Annotated in this window: 22 protein-coding genes; 11 read left to right on the top strand and 11 right to left on the bottom strand. The window is 68.6% G+C overall.

Annotated features, from left to right (window positions below; all coding sequences use genetic code 11):
* The first annotated feature begins 42 nt into the window (after positions 1-42).
* A complete protein-coding gene (locus K254_RS22430) occupies positions 43-1569 on the top strand; it encodes a beta-N-acetylhexosaminidase (protein ID WP_081709963.1) in 1527 nt (508 codons plus the stop codon).
* 59 nt (positions 1570-1628) lie between these two features.
* The gene (locus tag K254_RS0108190; protein ID WP_035749135.1) at positions 1629-2639 is read left to right on the top strand and encodes a DegV family protein; all 1011 of its coding nucleotides are present in this window, start codon (positions 1629-1631) and stop codon (positions 2637-2639) included.
* Here the strand turns inward: K254_RS0108190 and K254_RS0108185 are convergent.
* Positions 2636-2878: a hypothetical protein gene (locus K254_RS0108185; RefSeq protein WP_026554956.1), complete on the bottom strand. Its 243-nt coding sequence runs from the start codon at positions 2876-2878 to the stop codon at positions 2636-2638. The genes K254_RS0108190 and K254_RS0108185 overlap by 4 nt on opposite strands.
* A gap of 5 nt (positions 2879-2883) precedes the next feature.
* The gene (locus tag K254_RS0108180; RefSeq protein WP_026554955.1) at positions 2884-4287 is read right to left on the bottom strand and encodes a flotillin family protein; all 1404 of its coding nucleotides are present in this window, start codon (positions 4285-4287) and stop codon (positions 2884-2886) included.
* A 289-nt stretch (positions 4288-4576) separates the two neighbouring features.
* Between K254_RS0108180 and K254_RS25285 the strand changes: the two genes are divergently transcribed.
* The gene (locus K254_RS25285) at positions 4577-5389 is read left to right on the top strand and encodes a helix-hairpin-helix domain-containing protein (protein ID WP_231391787.1); all 813 of its coding nucleotides are present in this window, start codon (positions 4577-4579) and stop codon (positions 5387-5389) included.
* Positions 5390-7210 carry a ComEC/Rec2 family competence protein gene (locus tag K254_RS22425; RefSeq protein WP_155848477.1) on the top strand — a complete coding sequence of 607 codons (1821 nt, stop codon included), beginning with the start codon at positions 5390-5392 and terminating at the stop codon, positions 7208-7210.
* Positions 7211-7275: 65 nt separating this feature from the next.
* Here K254_RS22425 and K254_RS0108165 read toward each other — a convergent pair whose 3' ends face one another.
* Entirely contained in the window at positions 7276-7674 is a 399-nt protein-coding gene (locus tag K254_RS0108165) for a VOC family protein (RefSeq protein ID WP_026554953.1), read from the bottom strand.
* A gap of 207 nt (positions 7675-7881) precedes the next feature.
* On the opposite strand from K254_RS0108165, the gene holA reads away from it, so the two are divergent.
* The gene (gene holA, locus K254_RS0108160) at positions 7882-8895 is read left to right on the top strand and encodes a DNA polymerase III subunit delta (RefSeq protein ID WP_026554952.1); all 1014 of its coding nucleotides are present in this window, start codon (positions 7882-7884) and stop codon (positions 8893-8895) included.
* Positions 8896-8899: 4 nt separating this feature from the next.
* On the opposite strand, the gene K254_RS0108155 is transcribed toward holA, so the two are convergent.
* Positions 8900-9796, bottom strand: coding sequence for a LysR family transcriptional regulator (locus K254_RS0108155; protein ID WP_026554951.1), 897 nt, complete (start codon positions 9794-9796; stop codon positions 8900-8902).
* Positions 9797-9889: 93 nt separating this feature from the next.
* Here K254_RS0108155 and K254_RS0108150 point away from each other — a divergent pair, with 93 nt between their 5' ends.
* On the top strand, positions 9890-10879 hold the full coding sequence (locus K254_RS0108150; protein ID WP_026554950.1) for a nitrilase-related carbon-nitrogen hydrolase: 990 nt from the start codon (positions 9890-9892) through the stop codon (positions 10877-10879).
* 9 nt (positions 10880-10888) lie between these two features.
* Here K254_RS0108150 and K254_RS0108145 read toward each other — a convergent pair whose 3' ends face one another.
* From K254_RS0108145 to K254_RS22420, 4 genes are all read right to left on the bottom strand, one after another.
* Positions 10889-11491, bottom strand: a complete 603-nt coding sequence (locus tag K254_RS0108145) for a TetR/AcrR family transcriptional regulator (protein WP_026554949.1) — start codon at positions 11489-11491, stop codon at positions 10889-10891.
* Entirely contained in the window at positions 11488-12537 is a 1050-nt protein-coding gene (locus tag K254_RS0108140) for a hypothetical protein (RefSeq protein WP_026554948.1), read from the bottom strand. Before K254_RS0108140 ends, K254_RS0108145 begins: the two co-directional genes overlap by 4 nt.
* A gap of 183 nt (positions 12538-12720) precedes the next feature.
* Positions 12721-12981, bottom strand: a complete 261-nt coding sequence (rpsT, locus tag K254_RS0108135; protein ID WP_026554947.1) for a 30S ribosomal protein S20 — start codon at positions 12979-12981, stop codon at positions 12721-12723.
* A 212-nt stretch (positions 12982-13193) separates the two neighbouring features.
* Positions 13194-13814 (bottom strand): type II toxin-antitoxin system PemK/MazF family toxin, encoded by a 621-nt coding sequence (locus K254_RS22420; RefSeq protein WP_026554946.1) that lies wholly within the window; start codon positions 13812-13814, stop codon positions 13194-13196.
* Positions 13815-14015: 201 nt separating this feature from the next.
* Between K254_RS22420 and lepA the strand changes: the two genes are divergently transcribed.
* Positions 14016-15872, top strand: coding sequence for a translation elongation factor 4 (gene lepA / locus K254_RS0108125; RefSeq protein WP_026554945.1), 1857 nt, complete (start codon positions 14016-14018; stop codon positions 15870-15872).
* Between the two features lie 21 nt (positions 15873-15893).
* A complete protein-coding gene (hemW, locus tag K254_RS0108120; RefSeq protein ID WP_026554944.1) occupies positions 15894-17123 on the top strand; it encodes a radical SAM family heme chaperone HemW in 1230 nt (409 codons plus the stop codon).
* Positions 17124-17239: 116 nt separating this feature from the next.
* Here the strand turns inward: hemW and K254_RS0108115 are convergent, their stop codons facing one another.
* Positions 17240-17680: a DUF4870 domain-containing protein gene (locus K254_RS0108115; RefSeq protein WP_026554943.1), complete on the bottom strand. Its 441-nt coding sequence runs from the start codon at positions 17678-17680 to the stop codon at positions 17240-17242.
* 67 nt (positions 17681-17747) lie between these two features.
* Positions 17748-18599 carry a DUF3097 domain-containing protein gene (locus K254_RS0108110; RefSeq protein WP_026554942.1) on the bottom strand — a complete coding sequence of 284 codons (852 nt, stop codon included), beginning with the start codon at positions 18597-18599 and terminating at the stop codon, positions 17748-17750.
* A 180-nt stretch (positions 18600-18779) separates the two neighbouring features.
* On the opposite strand from K254_RS0108110, the gene hrcA reads away from it, so the two are divergent.
* The 3 genes from hrcA (at position 18780) to K254_RS0108095 (ending at position 21771) form a co-directional block, all read left to right on the top strand.
* Entirely contained in the window at positions 18780-19793 is a 1014-nt protein-coding gene (gene hrcA, locus K254_RS0108105) for a heat-inducible transcriptional repressor HrcA (RefSeq protein ID WP_026554941.1), read from the top strand.
* Between the two features lie 62 nt (positions 19794-19855).
* Positions 19856-20977 (top strand): molecular chaperone DnaJ, encoded by a 1122-nt coding sequence (gene dnaJ, locus K254_RS0108100; RefSeq protein ID WP_026554940.1) that lies wholly within the window; start codon positions 19856-19858, stop codon positions 20975-20977.
* A 14-nt stretch (positions 20978-20991) separates the two neighbouring features.
* On the top strand, positions 20992-21771 hold the full coding sequence (locus K254_RS0108095; protein ID WP_026554939.1) for a 16S rRNA (uracil(1498)-N(3))-methyltransferase: 780 nt from the start codon (positions 20992-20994) through the stop codon (positions 21769-21771).
* A 5-nt stretch (positions 21772-21776) separates the two neighbouring features.
* On the opposite strand, the gene K254_RS22415 is transcribed toward K254_RS0108095, so the two are convergent.
* On the bottom strand, positions 21777-22745 hold the full coding sequence (locus K254_RS22415; protein ID WP_051388973.1) for a GerMN domain-containing protein: 969 nt from the start codon (positions 22743-22745) through the stop codon (positions 21777-21779).
* Between the last annotated feature and the right edge of the window lie 219 nt (positions 22746-22964).

Below are 22964 nucleotides of genomic sequence, written 5' to 3'. Positions count from 1 at the left end.
CGTTTGAAGCAACTTCTACAAACTCCCAGGAGACTGAGATCCATGCCCAACCGTGTGACGTCCCCTCCCGTTGTTCCTTCGCTTCAGCACTGGTCGGGTTCGCCGCGGCGGCTGGATGCCTCCGGGCCGTTGGCCATTGACGGCGACGGCGTGCTGGCACCGTTGGCCGCCCAGCTCGGGGCCGAGCTGCTCGAGCTGCGGGGCGGCAGCCGCCATGGCGCGGCACCCGAGGCAACCGTGCGGCTGGTGCTCGATGCCGGCTTTGCCGGGGACGGCGACGTCGTTGTTCCCGCCACTGCGCTGGACGAGGCCTACTTGTTGACGGTCGGGGACGAGGTGGTCATCACCGCCCGCACCGCCCGCGGAGTCTTCTACGGCACCAGGACGCTGCTGCAGCTCTTATCCGGATCGGCGGAGCTGAACCACGGCACGGCCGTGGACTGGCCCAACTATCCGGTGCGCGGATTCATGCTCGACGTCGGACGACGCTATGCGGCGCCGGGGTTCATCCGCGATTGCATCCGGTTTCTGGGCTGGTACAAGATGAACACCTTCATCATCCATCTCAACGACAACGAGATCGCCAAGGACACCAAGCGCAGCTGGGCCGAGGCGCAGCAGGCCTTCCGGCTGGCCAGCGACAACCCCGCCTTTGCCGGGCTGGCGGCCGAGGACGGAGTCTACACCCGGGCCGACTGGGATTCCTTCGAGGACCTTGCGGCACGGCACGGCATGACGCTCGTGCCGGAGATCGATGCCCCGGCCCACTCGCGGTCCTTCATCCGCTGGCGTCCGGAGCTGGGCCTCAAGGGTGGCGACTCGGACATGCTGGATCTGTCCAAGCCGGAGAGCACCGAGCTCATGAAGAGCATCTTCACCGAATTTGTGCCCTGGTTCCGCGGCCCCGAGGTGCACTTCGGTGCCGACGAGTACACCAAGGAGCACGAGGGTGCCTACCGCGGCTACTTCAACACCATCGCCGCGCACCTTCGCTCACTGGGCAAGGCCCCCATGGCCTGGGGCAGCCTGACACACATGAACGACGGCGCGGGCCTGGACCCCGCGGAGAACCCTGCAGCCGACGACGGCACCCCCGCGGGCTACGACCGCGATGTGGTGGTCTGCTCCTGGAACAACGGCTGGTACGGCCCGAACGAGGCCATCAACGACGGCTACACGATCATCAACACCAACGATGACCTGCTCTACCTGGTCCCGCTGGCCGACTACTACCACGGTGAGCATCTGGACGGCGAAGCGCTCTTTGCCGGCTGGGAGCCGCACATCTTTGCCGACGGCCAGTCCGTGGAGCCCGGCCACCCGCAGCTGCGCGGCGCAGCCTCGGCACTGTGGAACGATCTGGTGCTGGCGGACTACGACGAGCGCCTGATGTACCGCATGCTCGAACCCACGCTGGGGCTCCTGGCACAGAAGATGTGGTCCGGCGCCCCGGACGGCGTCGACTATTCCGGGTTCATGGAGCGCACCGAGGCCGTGGGCCACTGGGCCGGGGCGGAATTCCTCGGCACGGCGCACCGCAACACCCGCGATCCGCTGGCCAGCTCCTAGACTGTGTCTGGGCCCGCACCGGGCCCGGACACAGGTGGCCGCGCAGAGCAGGGGTGGGAATGACACAGCGGGAGGGTGACGTCCGCGGCTGGATCCGCGAACGGCTGGGCCGGCTGCGGCCCGCACCGGTGGCTCCGGGTGGAACCACCGCCCCCGCAGCGCCGGTGGTGCGGATCGCCGTTGTCACCGATTCCGCTGCGGCCCTGCCGCCGGAGTGGGTGGACGATGTCCTTCCAGCCGGTGTGCTGACGGTGGTGCCGATGCCGGTGCAGATCGGCCCGGACATCTACAGCGAGGGCGACGACGACCTGGAGGCGGCGCTGATGCTGGCCCTGGCGGCCGGGACCGCCGTGAAGACGTCGCGGCCCTCGCCCGGACAGTTTGAGCGTGCCTACCAGAACGCGGCGGCGGCCGGCTTTGACGCCGTCGTCTCCCTCCACATCTCCGCCCAGCTTTCGGGAACGGTGGAGGCCGCGCGCCTGGCCGCCGGAAAATCCTCCATCCCCGTGCACGTGGTGGACACGCAGACGGTGGGCATGGTCCAGGGCTACGCCGTGCAGGACGCCGTGGCGGCCGCGGCCGCCGGCGGTGAGTTGGACGGCGTCAGCGATGCAGCGGAGGCGGCTCTGGAGCACGCACGCATCCTGTTCTACGTGCCCAGCCTCGACCAGCTGAGGCGTGGCGGGCGCATCGGCGCTGCCGCGTCGTGGCTGGGGACCGTCTTCGCCATCAAGCCGATACTGGCCGTGCGCGACGGCGTCGTCGTGCCCCTGGAGAAGGTCCGGACGGCAGCCAAGGCCATCGCCCGGCTGGAGGAATTGGTGCTGGCCGAGGTCGGATCGGCCGCAGGCGCCCGGGTGCGCGTGTGCATCCACCACTTCGGCAACGAGGCCCAGGCCCGGGAACTGGCCGCGCGCCTGCAGGACGCCTCGGCAGCGGTCTCCTCCATCATGCTCAGCCGGCTGCCCGCGGTCCTGGCGGCCCACGCCGGCCTGGGCGTACTGGGCGTGGTCATCACCGCCACAACCCTCGACAGCGGCGCGGACCCCGCCCAGGTCCCCGCGCGCTAGCTGTCCATTTCCAGAATGTCCGGCAGCGCGTCCACGAAGACCGTCTGCGGGGGTTCAAAGTACATCACCAGCACCCGGGTGCCCACCTCAAAGGTGGCCACGCCGTCGTAGGGATGAGCGTGGAATGCGCTGGTGCCGCCGTGGAATGGAATCATCACCTCACCGATGGTGCCGGGAGCAATGCGTCCGCTCACCCGGCCGATCTTGCCGGTGAGGCTCCTGTCGACGTTCTTATGCATTGCCGTTATCCATTGGGCGGGCCGGCCGGGCGCTTCGGCGCCGGCGTGCCATTGCGCAGGGCCTCCGTGATGGCGGGCAGGAAGCTGCCCACCTGGGACAGGATGCCGCCCACCATAGAGTTCATGCCGTCGGCACCATTGAGGACTGTCAGCTGGCCCACGTGGGCAAAGGGCTCCGCGGCTGCGGCCACGATGGCCGGCATGTTCTCGGCCAACTGCTGGTTGATGACGGCCTCCTGGTTGGTGCCCAGTGCCTCGGCCCGGGCCTTGATGCCATCCGCCTCGGCCAGCGCCTTGGCCTTGATGGCGGACGCCGAGGCATCACCGCGCGCCTTGGTGGCCGCGGCCTCGGCCTCACCGGTGAGCCGTGTGGCTCCGGCGGTGGCCCCGGCGGCCGTGGCATTGGCCTGCGCTTCGAGTTCCGTCTTGCGGGCCCGCGCCTCGGCCGCGCTGATGTCGGCGGCCTTCTGGGCCTCGGCTTCGGTCCGCTGGGCGTAGGCCTTGGCATCGGCGGGCTTGCGGATGGTGGTCTGCAGCTTCTGCTCCTCCCGGTCCGCTTCAAGCTTGGCCACCTCGGTTTCCTGGACCACCACCTCCTGGCGTGCCGTGGCATCGGCCAACGGCCCGGCCTGGGCGGCATTGGCCCTGGCACGCTCGGCGTTTGCCTGGGCGGCGGACTGCTTGATGGCGGAGAGGCTCTGCGCATCGGCGATGAGGGCTGCGGCCTCGGCCTCCTTTTCCGCCGCCTCGCGGTTCCTGGTGGCCTCGGCGATGCGCGCCTCCATCTTGACCTGGGCGATGTGCGGCTTGGCCAGGTTCTGGATGTACCCCGTGGGGTCCTCAAGATCCTTGATCTGGAGCGAATCAACCACCAGGCCGAGCTTTTCCATCTCGATGCCGCTGGCGCTGCGGACCTGGGAGGCCAGCTTGTCGCGTTCGCGGATGATCTCCTCGACCGTCATGGAGCCGATGATGGAGCGCAGATGGCCCTCAAAGACGTTGTAGACCTGGCTTTCCATCTTTGGCTGCTGGCCGAGGAACCGCCGTGCCGCGTTGGCGATGAACGGCGGGGCATCCCCGATCTTGAAAATGACGACGCCCTGGACCACCACCTGGATGCCCTGTGAGGTCACGCAGTTGACCTGCAGCTCCGTTTCGTTCAGCGTCAGGGACAGCGGCCGGACCGTCTGGAGCCCCGGAATCACCAAGGCGCCCCGGCCCGTGACGATCTTGAAATCCATGCCGTCCGCTGTGTTCTGGTTGCCGCGGGTGAAGCCGGAAATGATCAGCGCCTCATTGGGCTCGGCCACATGCCACATCAACTTGATGGCCAGGCGTATGAGCCCCACCGCGGCCACGGCCCCGATGAGTATGACAAGCAGAGGAATCCATGCTGACAGATCTGGCATGACCAGGTCCTTTCACCGGTAGGTACACACAGTCGTGGCGCTCGATGCCCAGAGTATACGCCGCGGTAACCTGCGCGCGGCTGTGAAATGTGTGGCAGTTTGGTGCGCTGCATCTCCTGCACAGGCACCCCTGCCACGACCGTTGGCCACGTGCGTTCCGCCCACCGTTCTTCGCCGTCCGGGGCGCTTCTAAGCTGAAAGGATGGCGGGTCACGGCAGGCGATCGAAACGGCGGCAGGCCGATGCCGCCCGGCGCCGGCTGGGCGCCCTGCTGGGGTCCGGTCCACCTGTGGCCGAGACAGACGACGACGGCGGACCCCGCTGGACGGGGGGCACTGCCGATCGGTCCATGGAGCCTCCCGGCCCGGGGGAACCGTCCGCGCCGCCGGCCGCGGTGGTCCGCTGGCGGGTGACCCTTCGCGCCGTCACACTGCTGTTGGCGGTGCTGGCCAGCGTCTGCGGCGTCCTGTGGTTCCAGCAGGCCCAGGTCCAGTTCGCCTCCGCCGACGTGGACGCGGCACCAGACTCCGTCGTCGTCCCCTCGCCGGGCACGACGGGTCGCGTTGGTTCGACGGACGGTGCGGGTTCCACTGATGGCGCGGCCACACCCGCGCCATCCGGGACACCACCGCTGGGTGCCGGTGGGGACGTGCTGCTGGTCCATGTCTCGGGTGCGGTGGCCACGCCGGGCATAGTCCGGCTGCCGGAGGGCAGCCGTGTGTACCAGGCGATTGACGCGGCCGGCGGCATGCTCCCGAATGCTGCACCCGATGCACTGAACCTTGCGGCAGTTGTCCAGGACGGGACCCAGATTCTCGTACCGACGCAGGCGCAGATTGCTGCAGGGCTGGTGCCGGCCGCAGGGCAGGGGCCGGCGGGCAGCGTTGCATCTGGCGGCACGGGTGCGGGCGGCAAGGTCAATCTGAACACTGCGACGGTGGAGCAGTTGGCGGCGCTGCCGCGCGTGGGGCCCGTGCTGGCGCAGCGCATCGTGGATTGGCGGAAGGAACACGGCCGCTTCACCACCGTGGAGGAGCTCGACGCCGTCGCGGGCATCGGCGCCAAAATGCTCGAGGCGCTGCTGCCCCTGGTGGTGGTGTGAATGGCGCGGCGTCCCGCGTGGGAACGCTTCGCCAAGGCGGCGGTCCAAGGAACCGGGGACCATCCGGACGGCGCAGGCGGGTTGGATCGGACCGTCGGCCACGGCACGTGGGCCGTCCGACTGTGGCGGACGATGCGCGGGCTGCTGGCAGCCCAGCTGGCCGAACGGCAGGCCGAGGGGAGGCGGTTGGACCCCGGTGCAGGCCCGAGACGTCCACTCGATCTCCGCCTTATCCCTGCCGTTGCGGCCTGCTGGCTGGCCGCACTGGCCGGCTGCGCCATGCCGTGGCAGACGGATAGGGCGGTTTCCCTGGTCCTTGGCGCGGCGGCTGTGGCGGCCATGGCGCTGCTGTTCAGGACCTCAAGGCAGTGGCTGCGGCCTGCCATGCCCGTGGTGCTGGCCGTCCTGTGCGCGGCGGCAGTGGTGTCTTCCACGGCCACCGCGCTGGAGTCCCGCCAGCGGGGACCGCTGGCTGGGGCCATTGCGGCCGGTGCGGACATTGGCGCCGTGGTGGAGATTGACTCCGAGGCCCGGGTGGCGGGCGGGGCCGAAGGACGGTTTCTGGTGGACGCCCGGATACAGGAAGCCACCTGGTCCGGCCGCCGGATTTCCGCCGATACGCCGGTGCTGCTGATCGGCGGGAGCTCATGGGCGCAGCTGCAACGCGGCAGCCGGATCCGGCTGGCAGGTGGACTGCGCGCTGCAGAACAAGCGGATCGGCACGCCGCCTACTTCACCGCCAAGACCAACCCGCTGGCGTTGGAACCACCCACCGGGTGGCAGGGCACGACGGCGGCCGTTCGGCAGGGCTGGGCGGACGCCGCCCAGCGGGTGTGGGGAAACGCGTCCAGGGATGTGGTCGGCCTGCTGCGGGGGATGGTGGTGGGGGAACGGACAGCCCAGCCGCCGGAACTGTCCGCGGCGATGAAGACCGCCGGGCTGACCCACCTGACAGCTGTCAGCGGCGCCAACTGCACCATCGTGATGGCGGCGGTGGTCCTGCTGGCACGATCTCTGCGGATGCCGCGCGCGCCGGCTGCCGCACTCGCCTGTCTCGGGCTGGTGGGCTTTGCCGCCGTCGTCGGCCCGGACCCGAGCGTGCTGCGCGCGGCGGTGATGGGGGCGCTGGGGGCAGCGGCCATGTTGTCCGGACGGCCCCGGCGCATCGGGGCGTGGCTCGCAGCAGCGGTGCTGGTCCTTCTGGTGGCCGATCCGTGGCTGGCCACCGACTTCGCGTTCGTGCTTTCCGTGCTGGCCACCCTGGGGCTGCTGCTGGTGGGGCAGCGGATGGCCCGGTGGCTGGGCATCTGGCTTCCGCTGTGGCTGGCCCAGTCCATCGCCGTCCCGCTGGCGGCCCAGCTGCTGTGTGCCCCGGTCATCGTGCTGCTGTCCCCGCAGCTGGCGCTCTATGCGGTGCCGGCGAACATGGTGGCGGCGCCTGTCGTCGCGCTCGTGACGGTGGCTGGCACGGCGGGGCTGGGTCTGGCACCTGCCCTTCCGTGGCTGGCCGATGCCTGCGCGGCGGTTGCCGGGGTGGGTGCGTTCTGGGTGGGCGCCACGGCACGCACTGCGGCGGGGCTGCCCGGCGCGGCGCTGCCCTGGCCCGAGGGTGCCGTTGGTGCGGCGTTGATGGCGGGGCTGTCCGTGGTGTTGTTCGGCAGCCTGTGGGTGGCAGTCAACCGCCGGCGGCTGGCACCGGCGCTGGCCAGGGTGCGGCACGCCATCCCGTCATGGGCTTCCGGTCTGCTGGGCTTTCCCATGGTGGCGGGCTTGGCCGCGGCCACGGCGGGCGCCGTGGCCTGGATCCTGTCCAGCGCGTGATGGCGGAAGCCTCGGTCTGGACTGCGGCCGGCCCGGGATCCGGGCCGGCCGCACCTTCCAGACGTCTAGTCCGTTGACCCTTCGGCGGGCAGGTTTTCCCAGAGTCCCAGGATGTTGCCCTCGGTGTCCTTGAAGTACGCGTAGAAGCCCATGCCGGGGACCGAGTCCTTGGGCTTGACCACGGTGCCGCCCAGGGATTCGATCTGGGCCAGGGCTGCGTCAATGTCCTCCACGTCGACGGTGATGATGGGCGTCTTCAATTCGCCGGTACGCGGAAACAGGGCTCCGTTGATGGCCCCGGGTGCGCTTGGCATGCCCGTCTGCTCGTCCGATGGCGTGGTGATGGCGATCGTGTAGTCCATCTCCGGCATGGCATTCAGCCGCCAGCCGAAGGCCCCTTCGTAGAAGTTGTTGGCCCGGCCCTGGTCGTCCGCCGGGATTTCGAAATGCACTACTGCCGCCACTGCGCGCTCCTTGGATTGTGGAAAGTCAGGCACGGACATCCGGTGCCATACGGTGAAGTCTATTCCCGGCCACGGCGGCCCGTAAGGCGCCCCGGGCCCAATGCCGCGGCCCGTCCGGGCCGCGGCATTGGGCCCGGCTGGCTTGGGAATGTCGGCGCCCCGTGGCAATGTAGAACACGTGATTTCTACCAGTGCCGGAACAGCTCAATGACCCCGCCTGCAGCCACCCGGGGCGGCGCCGCTCGTTCGTCCGGAGCCAGCTGGCGGGACGTCCCCGAGGCCCCCGTGGTGCTCATCCAGGGGCCGGAGGAGTACATCGGCCTGCGCGCACTGGAAAACCTTCGACGCAAGCTGCGCGCCGCCAATCCGGACCTTGAAGTCACCAAAATGGATGCTGCCACCTACGCTGTCGGTGAGCTGACCATGGCCGCGAGCCCGTCGCTCTTCGGCGAGGCAAAATTCATCGAGGTGTCCAATCTGGCGTCGATGAACGATGCCTTCCTCACCGACGCCCTGGCCTACCTGAAGGACGTCCAGCCCGACGTCGTCGTCGCTCTCCACCACGCCGGCGGCACCCGCGGCAAGAAGCTGCTGGACGCCGTGAAGGCCAGCGGTGCACCGTTGGTGGAATGCGCCGCGATGAAGAAGGACGCCGAGAAAGCGGAGTTTGTCTCCACCGAGTTCAAATTGGCCAGCCGCCGGATTGAACCGGCGGCGGTCCGCGCGCTGGTGGCCGCCGTGGGCGCCACGCTCTCCGAGCTGGCCGCCGCATGCAGCCAGCTGGTGTCGGACACCTCCGGCCAGGTGACCACCGAGCTGGTCGACAAGTACTACGGCGGCCGCGTGGAGGCCACTGCCTTCCGTGTCGCCGATGCCGCGCTGGCCGGCAACGCCCCGCTGGCCCTGTCCACGCTGCGCCACGCCTTGTCCACGGGCGTCGACCCGGTTCCGCTGGTGGCCGCACTGGCCATGAAGGTCCGCACGCTGGCCAAGGTCTACTCTGCCCGGGGGAGTGCCGCCCAGATTGCCAGCACCCTCGGCATGGCGCCGTGGCAGGTGGAGCAGGCCCGCCGCGATGTTGGCGCCTGGGACCCGCAGGCCCTGGTGCGCTCCATCCAGGTGCTGGCCCAGGCCGACGCCGAGGTCAAGGGCGAGGGCCGGGACCCGGTCTACGCCGTCGAGCGCGCCGTCACGGTGATTGCGACCTCCGCCCGGCGGTGATTGCCTAGCCGGCCGAACGGCCTGCGGGGCCGGCGGTGTCGACCGATTCGAGAAACAAGGGAATCAAGGGGTTTCGGCTCTCGGCGAGCCAGCCGACGCCGACGCTCCACACCGACGACGCACGGTCGATCGGCAGCAGCTGGACGCCCTGCGGCACTACCGTGGCGGCGCTGGCCGGCACGACGGCGGGCCCCACCCCCGCGGCCACCAGCGCCAGCACCGTCAGCAGGTCCGATGTTTCGTGCAACACCTGGGGACTGCAGCCCAGGTCGCTGAACAACGCCCGGCATTGCGCCGCCAGCCCCGGTCCGCGGGCGGCGACCAGACGGATCACCGGGCGGCCTTCGAACCACTGGCGGAGGGACTCTCGATCGGTGGCGGGGGCCTCGTCGGCGCGGGGAAGGGCGAGAGCCAGCTGGTCGCGGCGGACCTGCCGGGTGGCGATTCCGGCCGGGGCGGGCAGCCGCAGGAAGCCAATGGTCAGCCGGTCCTCCCGAAGCGCGGCCACCTGCTGGGATGAGGACATGTCCTCCAAGGTGATGTCAATGGAAGGGTGCTTCGCCCGGAAGGCGGCGACCGCACGGGGAGCGACGTCGATGGCTGACATGCCGAACCCCACGCTGAGGAAGCCCTCGGCCCCAGCAGCGAGCCGCTTCATCCGCTGCGCCAGGCCGTCTGCCCTGCGCACCACGTCGATGGCATCGGGCAGCAGCGCCTCGCCGGCGGGCGTCAGCACCGCCCCATGCCGCCCCCTGGTGAACAACACACTGGCACTCTGGCGCTCGAGCTGTTGGATCTGTTTGGTCAGGGCGGGCTGGGTTGTCGACAGGACCCTGGCTGCCGCACCAAAATTCTGCGTCTCGGCAACGGTGGTGAATGACCGCAGAAGGCGTATTTCCATTCCCTGAGGTTATCGAAAGATGCCAATAATTCAATGGACGGCATGGAAGGTCCCGGCAACGATGGGAGATGCCACCCTACACAGGAGAATCCCATGCCCAACGATCCACTGCCCACCTTCCGTGCCTCGGTCGTCCAGTTTGAAGCGGTTCCGGACCGCCCCGACCTCAACCTCGAGACCATCCGCCGCCTTGCCGGCGAAGCCGCCAACGACGGCGCGCAGCTGGTCGCCTTCCCCGAGATGTGCCTGATCGGCTACTGGCACCTGCGCAACCACACCGCCGAGCAGTTGCACGCCCTGGCCGAGCCCGTGGATGGCGCCCACCTCGGCGTCGTACGGGGTCTGGCCGGCACCCTGGGGGTGGGCATCGGCGTCGGCTATCTGGAACTGGGCGGTGACGGCCTGCTCTACAACTCCTACTCGGTGTGCCTTCCGGACGGCACCGTGCATACCCACCGAAAGATCCACGCCTTTGAACACGACGCCATCTCCAGCGGCCCGGGTTTCACGGTCTTCGACACACCCTGGGGTGCCAGGATCGGCATCCTCATCTGCTGGGACAACAACCTGGTGGAGAATGTCCGCGCGACCGCGCTTCTGGGGGCCACCGTGCTGGTGGCGCCCCACCAAACGGGCGGCACCAACTCCCAGAGCCCCCGCGGCATGAAACCCATCCCGGCCCACCTTTGGGAGAACCGCTTTGCCGATCCTGCTGCCATCGAGGAGGCCTTTCGTGGGCCCCATGGCCGCGGCTGGCTTCTGCGGTGGCTGCCGGCCCGAGCGCACGACAACGGACTCTTTGTGCTCTTCAGCAATGGGGTGGGCCGTGACGACGACGAAATCCGGACGGGAAACTCGATGATCATCGATCCGTACGGAGCCATCATTGCCGAAACGTGGGCTGCCGGCGAGGCCATCGTGACGGCCGATCTGGACCTTGGCCTCATCCCGCTGTCCACGGGCCGGCGGTGGATCCGTGGGCGCAGGCCGGAGCTCTACGGAATCCTGTCCCAGCGGCACGGCGGCGAGCTAGGTGCCCGCGCCGCACGCTTCTCACCCGAGCCGGTTGACCTGCGCACGTGAGCGCCGGGGCTAGCCCCCGTGGATCAGATCCTGGGTGGCTTCCTGCAGCGCGTCCTCCGTGCCCGCCGCATCGAGGCCGGCAAAGGAGGCGCGGACGACGGCGGCTCCCTCGAGCAGGGCAATGACGGCGGTGGCCCTGGCGGCCCGGGCGCCGGGGTCCAGCAGGGGCTGTGTACGGTGGATGATGCGCTCGACGTATCCCGCGTAGTCGGCGTAGAAGCCGCGGAGCACCGTGGCGATCTCCTCATCCGCGGCTGCCATCGCCCAGATTTCGACGTACAGCCGGATGGTGGACGGGTCGCGCTGCTCCGCCAGCAGGGCTGAGGTGATGTGCCAGGTGTCTTCCCGGCTGATGGGCGCATCGCCGCCGTCGTCCAGGTCGATGCCGACCGTGTTGCGCAGCTGCGCCAGGGACCGTTGCAGCACCCGTTCCAGGACGGCCTGCATCAGATCAGAGCGCGTCGGGAAGTAGTGCTGCAGATGACCGAGCCGGACATTGGCGGCCTCGGCGACGTTGCGCATGGTGGCGTTCGCGTTGCCTGCGGTGACGAGCACGCCCTCGGCAGCTTCCAGGAGTTCGGCCCGGCGCAGCTCGCCCTTGCCCGGCGTCATACGTCCTCGATGGTGACGTTGTGGGAACGCAGCGTGGCCAGTGCCTCGGCAATGTCCGCCCGGGACTCCGGGAAGGCCACCCCCGGGACGGCTGCGCCATCCAGCACGTGCTGGAGGCCGAGGAATCCGCCCAGGGCCGTCAGATGGGCCTGCCCCGCGGGGTCCGTGATGAGAACGGAACGGGCCCCGTTGCGGCCTTGGACGTCGATCCGGATCATGGCGCTTCCGTCGGTGCCGGGGGAGTAGAGCAGCGACCTGCGGGCACTGGTCCACTTCTCGCCGCCGCCCCAGCGGAAGAAGCCCACGGCCTTGGCGGCGAGAAGGGCCGTGGTGGAGGCGGCGGAGCTGAAGCCGATCCGGGTGGCGGCAGTGGCCACGCCCCTGGTGAGGGGCAGGGTCAGCTGCTCCGGCGTATCCAACCGGGCCACCTTGGTGCGGTGCCCGCCGATGTCCACCCACCGGGCATCGGAGAGTGGGCGCACCGTGGCAGGCGAGCCGCCCGAGTGCACCTCGTAGTCCTGCCCGAGCCGGTCGATGAAGTCCACCGAATCGGCGCCGGCACTGTCGTTGACGTCGTACCGGATCGCCACGTCCACGCTGTCCGCACCGCCGAGCCCGTCGATCAGCGATGCCGACACCAGGCTCACCACACCGCCCATCCAGCCGGAGGACAGCAGCACGGGCGCCGCCGGCTTGAGCAGTGCGGCCACGGTGGCCGCCCGCAGCATCCGGTGCGTCCAGCGGGTCACATCCACATAGGGGATGCCGGCGCGCACGGCCGCAGCCAGCACGCGGTCCTTGGGGTCGTTGACAGTGTTGATGACGGCCCGCACGCCGGCGCCGAACGGTTCCGGATCGTCCAGATCCCAGCGCTCGACGGCGGCTCCGAGCTCGGCGGCCAGCGCGGCGCCCTTGGACGGAGTCCGTCCGGTGAGCAGGAGCGGCCATGCCGGGGAGGCCAGGCGGGCGAGGGCGCTGCCCACGGTGCCGTAGCCGCCAACAAGAAGGACCGGGCCGCTGGGGGAATGGTGCAGAGTGTCTGTCATGCCCCAAATCTAGGTCGCTTGACCAATTAAGTCGAATCGACGCCTGGGAATGCCCGGCGGACGCCGCCGCAACGGCAGCCGCAGGGTCCGGCCGGGGGAGCAAGAGACGGTTGTTAAACAGCTGAGGCCGGCACCCAGTGGGTGCCGGCCTCAGCCTTGCAGAGCGTGTTGCTAGCGGCTCTCTTAGAGGGCGTTAACCTTCTTGGAGATGGCCGACTTGCGGTTGGCAGCGTTGTTGGCGTGGATAACGCCCTTGCTGACAGCCTTGTCCAGCTTGCGGTTGGCGAGCTTGCCAGCCGTGGTAGCAGCATCCTTGTCGGCGGAAGCAACGGCCGTGTTTACTGCACGGATCGCGGTCTTCAGCTCGGACTTCACCGAGTTGTTGCGCTGGCGCGCCTTCTCGGAGGTGAGGATGCGCTTCTTCTGGGACTTGATATTAGCCACGTTTGAACTCTCTTTTAAAATATGGAACTACGGTCGTAGAGGGCGTAGGTTGACCGGGCACAGCGTGGGGATGCTCGAAAACGGAGAACGTCCGGCCAACCTGTTGCATCCGCCGACCTGCACGGACACACACAAGTATCAAGATTAGCAGATTGCCGTCCACGGACGGGGACGCCGGAAGCCATGCCGGCGGGGTGTCACGGCGCGCAGTGTCAGCGCCAGCCGTGCCGGCTGCGCAGCCCCGTGGCCACCGTGTCGAAACGGCGGGCATCCAGCACGGAGCCCTCACGGCGGATGTCGCGCGGATCGATCTGCAGGATGCGGTCCAGCTTGACCTCGCTTTCACGGCCCTGCTTGTCCCACGGTCCCGTGCCCAGGTCCACGTAGTCATTGTCACCGCGGTGGTCGTTGCTGTGGTCCTTGCTGGTCAGCATCAATCCCAGCAGCCGTCCCTTCGCAGCCCCCACCAGCAGTACGGGGCGGTCCTTGCCGCGCGTGTAATCCTCTTCATAGGGGACCCAGGTCCACACCACTTCGCCCGGGTCCGGGTTGCCGTCGGGGGCAGGGGCATAGCGGACGGTGCCGGTGCCCTGGAAATCGCCGGGGTAGGGGGAGGACAGCCCGGTGGCCGGGGCTCCCGGTGCCGGGCGCGGCGCGGAGGCGCCCGGCCTGGTGCCGGTCTTTGTGCTGGCGGGCGGCGCCGGCCGCCTGCCGGGCGCAGTGCTGGAACCGGAGCGCGGGCGCTGGCGGGTGGGCGTGCGTTTGCTGGTGCCCAGGAAAACCTCGGCAGCGGAGCGGAGCAGGCCAAGTACGCGGTCAAGTGTCGATGCCATTCGACCAGCCTATGCCAGCACACCCCCGCAGCAGCGGTGGGCCCATGCCGTGTGCCCGTGGGAGTGCCCCGGAAGCGGGGCAAACGTGGGACACTGGTAGGGCTGTGCTGTGCCGGGCCTGTTGTCCCGGTGCCGCCGCCGAAGGGCCTGCCACCACGGTGTGCTGCCCGGCTCCATCCAGTCGACAGTTAGGAACCGCGAGTGTCACCCATGGCCCGCACCGCACCGGTGCCCGCCGCAACCGATCCGGCGATCATCAGAAACTTCTGCATCATCGCTCACATCGACCACGGGAAATCCACCCTGGCGGACCGGATGTTGCAGCTTACCGGCGTTGTTCAGCAGCGGGACATGAAGGCCCAGTACCTGGACCGGATGGACATTGAGCGCGAACGCGGCATCACCATCAAGTCCCAGGCTGTGCGCATTCCCTGGGAAGTGGATGGCACCGCCTACTGCCTGAATATGATCGACACCCCCGGACACGTTGACTTCACCTATGAGGTCTCCCGGTCGCTGGCCGCCTGTGAAGGTGCCATCCTGCTCGTTGACGCGGCCCAGGGCATCGAGGCCCAGACGCTCGCCAACCTGTACCTGGCGATGGAGAACAACCTCACCATCATTCCGGTGCTGAACAAGATCGACCTGCCGGCCGCCCAGCCGGAGAAGTACGCCGCAGAGCTCGCCAATCTGATCGGTGGCAAGCCGGAGGACGTCCTGATGGTCTCCGGCAAGACCGGCGTCGGTGTCGAAGAACTGCTGGACCAGATTGTCCGCGAGCTTCCCGCTCCCAAGGGCGATCCCAACGCCCCGGCCCGTGCCATGATCTTCGACTCGGTCTACGACACCTACCGCGGTGTGGTGACCTATGTGCGAGTGGTGGACGGCAAGCTGTCCCCGCGCGAAAAGATCCAGATGATGTCCACCCGCGCCACCCACGAGCTGTTGGAAATCGGTGTGAGCTCCCCGGAGCCGACGCCGTCCAAGGGCCTGGGTGTGGGCGAGGTGGGCTATCTGATCACCGGTGTGAAGGATGTCCGCCAGTCCAAGGTGGGTGACACCGTCACCAGCCTGCACAAGCCGGCCACCGAGTCCCTCGGCGGCTACCAGGACCCGAAGCCGATGGTCTTCTCCGGTCTGTACCCGCTCGATGGCACCGACTACCCGGTGCTGCGCGACGCGCTGGAAAAGTTCACCCTCAACGATGCCGCCCTGGTCTACGAGCCGGAGACCTCCGCCGCTTTGGGCTTCGGCTTCCGCGTGGGCTTCCTGGGCCTGCTGCACCTGGAGATCACCCGTGAGCGCCTGGAGCGGGAGTACAACCTGGATCTGATCTCCACCGCTCCGAACGTGGAGTACGAGGTGACGCTGGAGGACAAGAAGGTTCTCCAGGTGACCAACCCCAGCGAGTACCCCTCGGGCAAGATCGCCGAGGTCCGCGAGCCGATGGTTTCCGCCACGATTCTGGCCCCGAACGAGTTTGTCGGCGCCATCATGGAGCTGTGCCAAAGCCGCCGAGGCATCCTGGGCGGCATGGACTACCTCTCCGAGGACCGTGTGGAGATCCGCTACCGGCTGCCGCTGGCGGAGATCGTCTTTGACTTCTTCGACATCCTCAAGTCCAAGACCCGTGGCTACGGCTCGCTGGACTGGAAGGCCGACGGCGACCAGGTTGCCGATCTGGTCAAGGTGGACATCCTCCTCCAGGGCGAGCAGGTTGACGCCTTCTCCGCCATCACGCACCGCGACAAGGCCTACGCCTACGGTGTGATGATGACCGGCAAGCTGCGCGAGCTGATCCCGCGCCAGCAGTTCGAGGTGCCCATCCAGGCTGCCATCGGTGCCCGCATCATTGCCCGTGAAAGCATCCGCGCCATCCGCAAGGACGTGCTCGCCAAGTGCTACGGCGGTGACATCACCCGCAAGCGCAAGCTGCTGGAAAAGCAGAAGGAAGGCAAGAAGCGCATGAAGATGGTGGGCCGCGTGGAGGTTCCCCAGGAAGCCTTCATCGCTGCACTGTCCTCCGATGAATCCTCGAAGGACAAGTCGAAGAAGTGATCCGCGTTTCCAAGGGCGCCCATGCCTAGCGCCCTGCCTCTAGGCGATCCGGCCCCGGCCGACGGCGTGCTCCCGGCCCAGGCGGCCGAGGGCGCGTCGTCGCGCAAGTTCTCCCTGTACGCGCACATCCCGTTCTGCGCCGTGCGCTGCGGGTACTGCGATTTCAACACCTACACCGCCACCGAACTGGGCGGCGGTGCGTCCCAGGCCGCCTATGCGGCCACGGCGGCGCACGAGGTGGCCTTCGCCGCCCGAGCCCTTGAGGCCTCCGGCGTGCCGGCCCGGCCGATGGACACGGTGTTCTTTGGCGGCGGCACGCCCACGCTGCTGCCCGCCGGCGACCTGACCAGCATCCTGGCCGCCGCCGTCGAGCAGTGGGGGCTGGCCGACGGCGCCGAGGTCACCACCGAGGCCAACCCGGACTCCGTCACCCGCGATTCGCTGCAGGAACTGGCCGACGGCGGGTTCACCCGCGTGTCCTTCGGCATGCAGTCCGCCGTGCCGCATGTGCTCAAGGTGCTGGACCGCACCCACGAGCCCGCCCGGGTGCCGCAGGCCATCGAGTGGGCCCGTGAAGCCGGGCTCAAGGTGAGCGTGGACTTGATCTACGGCACACCGGGGGAGTCCGAGGCGGATTGGGAAACCTCCGTCCGCACGGCCCTGGGCTACGAGCCGGACCACATCAGCGCCTATGCCCTCATCATCGAGGAGGGCACCAAGCTGGCGGGGCAGATCCGCCGCGGCCTGGTGCCGCCGATCGACGACGACGACCACGCGACCAAGTACATGCTGGCCGATGAGTTGATTACCGCCGCCGGACTGGGCTGGTACGAGGTCAGCAACTGGGCCCGGACGCCCGAGGACGCCTGCCAGCACAATCTGGCCTACTGGCGTGGGGACGATTGGTGGGGCATCGGCCCCGGCGCGCACTCCCATGTGGGCGGCGTGCGCTGGTGGAACGTGAAGCACCCCACTGCCTATGCCCAGCGGCTGGACCGCGGCGAATCCCCGGCGGCGGGACGTGAAACCCTTGATGCGCAAACGCGCGAGGTGGAGCGGATCATGCTGACGGCACGGCTGGCCGAGGGCATCGAGGTGGCCTCGCTGCCGCCGGCCGGCCGCAGCGCCGTGGCGGGACTGATTGCGCAGGAGCTGGTGGATGTGCGCCTGGCCTTTGCCGGCCGCTTGGTGCTCACGCTCAAGGGCCGCCTGCTGGCCGACGCCGTCGTGCGCCAGCTGCTCGCGGACTAACACACCTACAGTTCCACCGCAAAGAACCGGCCGGCCCCAGATGGGGGCCGGCCGGTTCTTTGCGTATGTTCGTGTGGGTGGGCCCGCGCCCGCAGGGGCGGCGAAGGGAGCTGGCGTCAGTGGATGAGGCGCAGGTTCACCGGGTAGCGGTACGGCTGGCCGCGGTTGACCTGCACTGCGGCAATCACGGAGAAGACCGTGAGGAACACCCAGATGGCCACGGCCAGGAAGGCGAATACGGAGCCGACGGCCGGGGCGAAGGTGGAGAACACCAGGGCCAGCAGATTGGCCAGCGCCGCGACGATCGTGGGCGGCACCGTGAAGTTCAGCGCCTCCTTGGATTCCTGGGCCGTAAACGGTCCGCGGTCGCGGAAGACCAGGTAGACGATCAGGGACGGAATGAAGCCCAGAATGCCACCGCAATGTGCGATGAAGGCCCACTGCTTGTCCTCCGAGGCCGTCAGGGGCAGTGCATTGGCCGGGACGGCCTGGTACTGCGACGGCTGGCGCGGATGCTCGGGGCGGTTGGACGTGCCGCTGCCGGCTGGATTGTCCACTGTGAGTTCCTCTGTGATGGTGCGGTCATCGTGGATGCGCGCCGATCAGGCGGCACCCAGCTTTCTTTTAGGATACGTCAGCGGTGAGGAAGTCGATGACCTCTTCCACCCGTCCCAGCAGTGTCGGTTCCAGATCCGCATAGCTGCGGACGCTGCCCAGCAAGCGCTTCCAGCCCATGGCAACGTCCAGAGGTGTTTCGTGCGGCCAGCCGAAGGCCGTGAGAATGCCCACCTTCCACTCCACGGTCCGCGGCACGGTGGGCCAGGCGGCGATGCCCAAGGTGGAGGGCTTGATGGCCTGCCAGACATCCACATAGGGGTGGCCCACAATGAGCACATTGTTCCGCGCCCCCGGCATGCGCATCACCTCATCGGCAATGCGGGATTCCTTGGAGTTGGGGACGAGGTGGTCCACCAGGACGCCGAGGCGCCGTCCCTGCCCGGGGGCAAAGGCGCGCACGGCGCCCGCCAGATCGTCAATGCCATGCAGCGGCTCGACGACGATCCCCTCCACCCGCAGATCATCGCCCCAGACCTTCTCGACCAGCTCGGCGTCGTGCTTGCCTTCCACCCAGATCCGGCTCGCCTTGGCCACCTGGGCGCGCTGGCCGGTGACCTTGACGGAGCCCGACGCCGTGCGGGCCGGGCCCTTGGCGGCGGCCCGGACCTCCGGCGCCACCACCTGGACGGGGGCGCCGTCGAGCAGGAAGCCGTAGCCGAGCTGGAAGGATTTGGTCTTGCCGCGCCGGTCCTCCAGCGCCATGATGTGCATGCCGCCGCTCTTTTCCACCCGGACCACGGCGCCCACCCAGCCGGTCTGCACATCCTCAAGCACCACGCCGTGGTTGGCAGGAACCGTCGGCAGGGCGCGGGCTGCGGGGGCGGAAAGATCCTGCGGACCCCAGGTGTTAAACGACACGATGCTCACTCTCATTGCGGGAATGCCCATGCTAACAAGCGGCCCGGGGAGCCGATGCGAGGCGTGCCGGGGAAGGTATTAGACTTAGCAGTTGGGCACGTAGAGTGCTAATGGAGAGTGGGTTTTCCGGCTGCGCCACGGTGCAGCCGGCGGCCACGGAAATGCTGAGGAGGTGGGCCAATGAGCGAGCCACGCAGACTTGAAGTCTTGCGCGCCATCGTGGAGGACTATGTGCACTCCCGCGAACCCGTCGGTTCCAAGGCCTTGGTGGACAGGCACCATCTGGGCGTATCCAGCGCCACCATCCGCAACGACATGGCCGCGCTGGAGGAGGAGGGGCTGATTGCCGCCCCGCACACCAGCAGCGGACGCATTCCCACGGACAAGGGCTACCGCCTGTTCGTGGACCAGATTTCGGCCGTCAAGCCGCTGTCTGCGGCCGAGCGCCGCGCCATCCAGACGCTGCTGGACGGATCGAGCGACCTTGACGACGTCATGGACCGGACCGTGCGCACGCTGGCCCAGCTCACCAACCAGGTGGCGGTCGTCCAGTACCCGCGCACGGCCACGGCCACGCTGCGCCACATCGAATTTGTCCTGCTGGCCCCGCACCAGGTGCTGATCGTGCTGATCCTCGCCTCCGGCAAGGTGGAGCAGTGCGTTCTCGACGTCGGCCAGCAGTTGGACGAGGAGACGCTGTCCCAGCTGCGCAATTGGTTCCTCGGGGCCACCAGCGGCGCCGTTGTCTCCACGCTGCCGGCCCTGCTGGCCGCCGTGCCGGGGACGCTCCCGCTGCCGCTTCGCGCGGCCGGACTGCGGCTGGCGACATCCCTGATCCAGCTGGCCGCCGCGGCCCGCGAGGACAGGATTGTCATGGCCGGCACGGCCAACCTGGCCCGGTCCAATGTCGACTTCCCACTGAGCATCGGCCCGGTGCTGGACGCGCTGGAGGAACAGGTGGTCATGCTCCGCCTGCTCTCCGAGATGGACAGCGACGCCCGCGGCGTGGCCGTGAGCATCGGCCGGGAGAACCCGCTCGATGCCCTGGCCGAGGCCTCGGTGGTGGCCACCGGCTATGGGCCCGGCGCCGCCGCCAAGATCGGCGTGCTGGGCCCCACCCGGATGGACTATCCCACCACCATGGCAGCGGTCCGCGCCGTCGCCCGCTACCTTTCCAAGATTCTGGCCGGCTAGAGCCGCCGTCGGACCACCTTTGCTGAACATCAGGCACAAAACAGTAAGAGAGAGCTAAGACTTTGAGCAACCACTACGACGTACTGGGTGTTGGCCGCGACGCCACAGGTGAAGAGATCAAGAAGGCGTACCGGAAGCTGGCGCGCAAGTTCCACCCGGACGTGAACGACGGCGAGGACGCCCAGGAGCGCTTCAAGTCGGTCACACACGCCTACGAGGTCCTGTCCGACCCGCAGAAGCGCCGCGTCTACGACACCACGGGCAACGAGAACGGCACCGACAACGGCGCCGGCAACTTCTCCGGCCAGGGCTTCGCCTTCCAGGACATCTTCGAGACCTTCTTTGGCGGCGGCGGCCAGCAGGGCCCGGCCCCGCGCACGCGCCGCGGCCAGGACGCGCTGATCACGGTCCGCATCGACCTGCGCGACGCCGTCTTCGGTGCCAACAAGAAGATCGAGGTGGAGACGGCCGTCACCTGCCCCACCTGCGAGGGCAGCTGCTGCCGTCCGGGCACCTCGCCCACCACCTGCGACATCTGCCACGGCAGCGGCCAGGTCCAGCGCCCCATGCGCTCCATCCTGGGCCAGGTCATGACGGTTGCCACCTGTGGCAGCTGCCAGGGCTACGGCACCATGATCACCGATCCCTGCAATGAGTGCATCGGCGAGGGCCGCATCCGCAGCCGCCGCTCGCTCACCATCAAGATCCCCGCCGGCGTCGGCACGGGCACCCGCATCCAGCTCACCAGCCAGGGCGAGGCCGGCCCCGCCGGCGGCCCCGCGGGCGACCTGTACGTGGAGATCAAGGTCAACAACGATCCCGCGTTCCTGCGCGAGGGCGACGACCTCCACGCCACGCTGAGCGTGCCGATGACCGCCGCGGCGCTGGGCACGGAGCTGACGCTGGACACCTTCGACGGCGAGCAGCCCATCAGCATCAAGCCCGGCACCCAGGCCGGAGAGATCATCAACCTGCGCGGACTGGGCGTGACGCATCTGCGCGGCTACGGCCGCGGCGATCTGAAGGTCCACGTCCACGTGGAGACGCCCAGCAAGATCGACGCCGCCCAGGAGGAACTGCTCAAGCAGCTTGCCGCCCTGCGCGGGGAGCAGTTCACTGCGGGCAAGCTGGTCACCAGCGGCGGCATGTTCGCCAGACTCCGCGACAAGCTCGGCAACCTCTAGTTAAGGACGCTGCGATGACCCACCCCATCTTCTACGCCGCCCACGCAGAGCTGGCCACCCTTGAGGCCGGCGCCGGCTATGTGCTGGGCGGGCCGGAGGGTCGGCACGCCACCACCGTGAAGCGCCTCTCGGCGGGCGAGGCCGTGGATCTGGCCGACGGTGCCGGCCTGCGGCTGGAATGCACAGTGGCCGCGGCGGCGCCGGGGGAGTTGACGGTGCGGGTGGATGCCGTGGTGCGTGAGGATGCCCCGGTGTCCCGGCTGGTGCTGGTCCAGGCCCTCGCCAAGGGCGACCGCGACGAGCTGGCCATCGAAACCTCCACAGAACTGGGCGTTGACGCCGTCATCCCCTGGCAGGCCGAGCGCTCCATCGTGCGGTGGAAGGCGGACAAGGCCGTCAAGGGCGTGCAGAAGTGGTCGAATGTGGTGTCCACGGCGGCCAAGCAGGCCCGCCGCGCCTGGATCCCGGGCGTGGATGCGATAGTCCAGACCTCCGAGCTGCCGGCGCGCATTGCCGCGGCCCGGCTGGCGCTGATCCTCCACGAGGACGCCGTTGATTCGCTGCGTGATGCCGTGGCGGCGTCCGGACTGGCGGCCGGTGGCTCGGAGCCGGCCGGGGACATTCTGATGATCGTGGGACCCGAGGGTGGCATCAGCCCGCGCGAGGTGGAATTGTTCACCGCAGCCGGTGCCCGGATGGCGCGTCTGGGGCCGCATGTCCTGCGCTCCTCCACGGCCGGTCCGGCCGCCGTCGCGCTGTTGAGCGAACTGCTGGGCCGCTGGGACGTGCGCTGACGGCGTCAGCCGACGAAGATGGCCTTGGTGTCCAGGCCAAGCTGCCGTGCGGGGTCCGCGGGATCCGGCGTAAAGACGCGCAGCTCGTAGTTGCCCGCGGGCGGGTTGAGCATGAACTCGTACTTGCCCAGCTGGGCCGGCCCGGCCGTGATGGCCACCTCGCCGGAGAGGTAGACCTCCGGAGGGCCCGACGGCGTGTTGGTGGACGTGCTGGTCACGGGCTTTTTCACCAGCTGCCAGGACAACCGCCCGGTGGCGGAGACGCCCTGGCCGGAGACGGTCAGCGGTGCGGATTCGTTGGTGCCATTCTGCGGATCCGTAATCCAGGTCGGCGCGATGAAGGCCGCCGTGCGCGTCAAGGGCGCCGACAGCGGCACCTTGCCAAAGGCGACGTAGTCGGTGTGGCCATCGACCAGGATCGACACCTGCACAGCGATGTTGCCGTCAATGAGCCCCGCCGAGGCCGCGGCCGCCGAGGCGGTGTAGACGAGCTGGGAGATGGCGCGCTCCGCAATGCCCTGGTCCACATCGGGGGCGAAGGCGTCCGAGGAGATGTCCACGGTGATGAGGTTGCGGCCGGAGATCGAGACGCCAAGCTTGGACGGCTGCTTCCACGGGCTGAAGTAGTCCGGATCCAGCGGCTTTTGGCCGGTCATCGCGGCCAGAGCTGCCTCGATGGGATCAGCGGTGCTGTTGGCGGTGAGGAATTCGCGGTACAGGTACACCTCGCTGCCGCTGTGGCCAAGCCAGTAGACGGGCACCTTGCTGGTGGCCTGGGCGGTCTCCAGCGGAGCGCTGCTCACGACGGCGGCGGATGAGTTGCCGGAGGCTGCCGGCATCGTCCTGTCGGCGGCGGTGGGCCCGGTGGGGGCGCAGGCCGCCAGCGCCACAGCCGTTGCACCGGCCAACACCATGGCCCGCAGACGCCGACCCGTGCCTGCCATGGCGGCGGCGCGGTGGGGGGAGCGGGGCATGGGGGAGGCTTTCTGTGGCGGAACGGAGGTGGGACCTCTAGGGTGACCAAACCAGCTTTGCACAACAGCCGGTTGCATAAGTGCAGAATTCGACGATCCGACCGAACTGAAACCGGATCGAAACCCTTTTGAGATGAAGCCGTCTTCCTGCAGCGAACGGGAGGCATGTTCCACGGGTGCGGGCAGGGCTGGTGCCGTAAGATGATGCAAATGCGGGAC

The sequence above is a fragment of the Arthrobacter sp. 35W genome (genome assembly GCF_000482545.1).
Classification (GTDB): domain Bacteria; phylum Actinomycetota; class Actinomycetes; order Actinomycetales; family Micrococcaceae; genus Specibacter.
Note: the sequence above shows the minus strand (reverse complement) of the source record. Positions and strands in the feature narration are given on the sequence as shown.

Bases quoted from the DNA above. Each gene is read 5' to 3' on its own strand.
- K254_RS22430 (WP_081709963.1), top strand. From the start codon at position 43: ATGCCCAACCGTGTGACGTCCCCTCCCGTTGTTCCTTCGCTTCAGCAC.
- K254_RS0108190 (WP_035749135.1), top strand. From the start codon at position 1,629: ATGACACAGCGGGAGGGTGACGTCCGCGGCTGGATCCGCGAACGGCTG.
- K254_RS0108185 (WP_026554956.1), bottom strand. From the start codon at position 2,878: ATGCATAAGAACGTCGACAGGAGCCTCACCGGCAAGATCGGCCGGGTG.
- K254_RS0108180 (WP_026554955.1), bottom strand. From the start codon at position 4,287: ATGCCAGATCTGTCAGCATGGATTCCTCTGCTTGTCATACTCATCGGG.
- K254_RS22425 (WP_155848477.1), top strand. From the start codon at position 5,390: ATGGCGCGGCGTCCCGCGTGGGAACGCTTCGCCAAGGCGGCGGTCCAA.
- holA (WP_026554952.1), top strand. From the start codon at position 7,882: ATGACCCCGCCTGCAGCCACCCGGGGCGGCGCCGCTCGTTCGTCCGGA.
- K254_RS0108155 (WP_026554951.1), bottom strand. From the start codon at position 9,796: ATGGAAATACGCCTTCTGCGGTCATTCACCACCGTTGCCGAGACGCAG.
- K254_RS0108150 (WP_026554950.1), top strand. From the start codon at position 9,890: ATGCCCAACGATCCACTGCCCACCTTCCGTGCCTCGGTCGTCCAGTTT.
- K254_RS0108145 (WP_026554949.1), bottom strand. From the start codon at position 11,491: ATGACGCCGGGCAAGGGCGAGCTGCGCCGGGCCGAACTCCTGGAAGCT.
- K254_RS0108140 (WP_026554948.1), bottom strand. From the start codon at position 12,537: ATGACAGACACTCTGCACCATTCCCCCAGCGGCCCGGTCCTTCTTGTT.
- K254_RS22420 (WP_026554946.1), bottom strand. From the start codon at position 13,814: ATGGCATCGACACTTGACCGCGTACTTGGCCTGCTCCGCTCCGCTGCC.
- hemW (WP_026554944.1), top strand. From the start codon at position 15,894: ATGCCTAGCGCCCTGCCTCTAGGCGATCCGGCCCCGGCCGACGGCGTG.
- hrcA (WP_026554941.1), top strand. From the start codon at position 18,780: ATGAGCGAGCCACGCAGACTTGAAGTCTTGCGCGCCATCGTGGAGGAC.
- K254_RS0108095 (WP_026554939.1), top strand. From the start codon at position 20,992: ATGACCCACCCCATCTTCTACGCCGCCCACGCAGAGCTGGCCACCCTT.
- K254_RS22415 (WP_051388973.1), bottom strand. From the start codon at position 22,745: ATGCCCCGCTCCCCCCACCGCGCCGCCGCCATGGCAGGCACGGGTCGG.